At 51.5% G+C, this 3,057-nt stretch carries 1 rRNA gene; it reads left to right on the top strand.

The annotated features are described in order from the left end of the window. The first annotated feature begins 77 nt into the window (after window positions 1–77). Window positions 78–3,010, top strand: a 23S ribosomal RNA gene (locus ACQKMR_RS28095). Window positions 3,011–3,057 lie beyond the last annotated feature (47 nt).

Here is a 3,057-nt window from a genome sequence, read left to right as displayed (position 1 = left end):
TACTTTGTTCCTTGAAAACTAGATAATAGATAGAAGGCAATTAATTTTTTCAAAGCATCAGTAAGATCTTTTTTAACGGTTAAGTTAGAAAGGGCGCACGGTGGATGCCTTGGCACTAGGAGCCGATGAAGGACGGGACTAACACCGATATGCTTCGGGGAGCTGTAAGTAAGCTTTGATCCGGAGATTTCCGAATGGGGAAACCCACTGTTCGTAATGGAACAGTATCTTTACCTGAATACATAGGGTACTGAAGGCAGACCCGGGGAACTGAAACATCTAAGTACCCGGAGGAAGAGAAAGCAAATGCGATTTCCTGAGTAGCGGCGAGCGAAACGGAATTAGCCCAAACCAAGAGGCTTGCCTCTTGGGGTTGTAGGACACTCAACATGGAGTTACAAAGGAACGGGGTAAATGAAGAGATCTGGAAAGGTCCGTCAAAGAAGGTAAAAACCCTGTAGTTGAAACTTCGTTCCCTCCTGAGTGGATCCTGAGTACGGCGGGACACGAGAAATCCCGTCGGAAGCAGGGAGGACCATCTCCCAAGGCTAAATACTCCCTAGTGACCGATAGTGAACCAGTACCGTGAGGGAAAGGTGAAAAGCACCCCGGAAGGGGAGTGAAATAGATCCTGAAACCGTGTGCCTACAAGTAGTCAAAGCCCGTTAATGGGTAATGGCGTGCCTTTTGTAGAATGAACCGGCGAGTTACGATTTCATGCGAGGTTAAGTTGATAAGACGGAGCCGCAGCGAAAGCGAGTCTGAATAGGGCGAATGAGTATGAGGTCGTAGACCCGAAACCAGGTGATCTACCCATGTCCAGGGTGAAGTTCAGGTAACACTGAATGGAGGCCCGAACCCACGCACGTTGAAAAGTGCGGGGATGAGGTGTGGGTAGCGGAGAAATTCCAATCGAACCTGGAGATAGCTGGTTCTCTCCGAAATAGCTTTAGGGCTAGCCTCAAGATGAGAGTATTGGAGGTAGAGCACTGATTGGACTAGGGGCCCCCAACGGGTTACCGAATTCAGTCAAACTCCGAATGCCAAATACTTATTCTTGGGAGTCAGACTGCGAGTGATAAGATCCGTAGTCGAAAGGGAAACAGCCCAGACCACCAGCTAAGGTCCCAAAGTATACGTTAAGTGGAAAAGGATGTGGAGTTGCTTAGACAACCAGGATGTTGGCTCAGAAGCAGCCACCATTTAAAGAGTGCGTAATAGCTCACTGGTCGAGTGACTCCGCGCCGAAAATGTACCGGGGCTAAACGTATCACCGAAGCTGTGGATTGACACCGTATGGTGTCGATGGTAGGAGAGCGTTCTAAGGGCGTTGAAGTCAGACCGGAAGGACTGGTGGAGCGCTTAGAAGTGAGAATGCCGGTATGAGTAGCGAAAGAAGGGTGAGAATCCCTTCCACCGAATGCCTAAGGTTTCCTGAGGAAGGCTCGTCCGCTCAGGGTTAGTCGGGACCTAAGCCGAGGCCGAAAGGCGTAGGCGATGGACAACAGGTTGATATTCCTGTACCACCTATACATCGTTTGAACGATGGGGGGACGCAGAAGGATAGGGTAAGCGCGCTGTTGGATATGCGCGTCCAAGCAGTTAGGCCGGAAACGAGGCAAATCCCGTTTCCATTAAGGCGGAGCTGTGATGGCGAGGGAAATATAGTACCGAAGTTCCTGATTCCACGCTGCCAAGAAAAGCCTCTAGTGAGATGTAAGGTGCCCGTACCGCAAACCGACACAGGTAGGCGAGGAGAGAATCCTAAGGTGTGCGAGAGAACTCTCGTTAAGGAACTCGGCAAAATGACCCCGTAACTTCGGGAGAAGGGGTGCTTTTTAGGGTGAATAGCCCAGAAAAGCCGCAGTGAATAGGCCCAGGCGACTGTTTAGCAAAAACACAGGTCTCTGCGAAGCCGCAAGGCGAAGTATAGGGGCTGACACCTGCCCGGTGCTGGAAGGTTAAGGGGAGAGGTTAGCGCAAGCGAAGCTTTGAACCGAAGCCCCAGTAAACGGCGGCCGTAACTATAACGGTCCTAAGGTAGCGAAATTCCTTGTCGGGTAAGTTCCGACCCGCACGAAAGGTGTAACGATCTGGGCACTGTCTCAACGAGAGACTCGGTGAAATTATAGTACCTGTGAAGATGCAGGTTACCCGCGACAGGACGGAAAGACCCCGTGGAGCTTTACTGCAGCCTGATATTGAATTTTGGTACAGCTTGTACAGGATAGGTAGGAGCCTGAGAAGCCGGAGCGCTAGCTTCGGTGGAGGCGTTGGTGGGATACTACCCTGGCTGTATTGAAATTCTAACCCGCGCCCCTTATCGGGGTGGGAGACAGTGTCAGGTGGGCAGTTTGACTGGGGCGGTCGCCTCCTAAAGAGTAACGGAGGCGCCCAAAGGTTCCCTCAGAATGGTTGGAAATCATTCGTAGAGTGTAAAGGCACAAGGGAGCTTGACTGCGAGACCTACAAGTCGAGCAGGGACGAAAGTCGGGCTTAGTGATCCGGTGGTTCCGCATGGAAGGGCCATCGCTCAACGGATAAAAGCTACCCCGGGGATAACAGGCTTATCTCCCCCAAGAGTCCACATCGACGGGGAGGTTTGGCACCTCGATGTCGGCTCATCGCATCCTGGGGCTGTAGTCGGTCCCAAGGGTTGGGCTGTTCGCCCATTAAAGCGGTACGCGAGCTGGGTTCAGAACGTCGTGAGACAGTTCGGTCCCTATCCGTCGCGGGCGCAGGAAATTTGAGAGGAGCTGTCCTTAGTACGAGAGGACCGGGATGGACGCACCGCTGGTGTACCAGTTGTCTTGCCAAAGGCATAGCTGGGTAGCTACGTGCGGACGGGATAAGTGCTGAAAGCATCTAAGCATGAAGCCCCCCTCAAGATGAGATTTCCCATAGCGCAAGCTAGTAAGATCCCTGAAAGATGATCAGGTTGATAGGTCAGAGGTGGAAGCGTGGCGACATGTGGAGCTGACTGATACTAATAGATCGAGGACTTAACCATAGCTTTAAAAAAATGAAATACCTTCTTATTATCTAGTTTTGAAGGAA

Source organism: Peribacillus sp. NPDC096540 (genome assembly GCF_050278525.1).
GTDB lineage: Bacteria > Bacillota > Bacilli > Bacillales > DSM-1321 > Peribacillus.
Note: the sequence above shows the minus strand (reverse complement) of the source record. Positions and strands in the feature narration are given on the sequence as shown.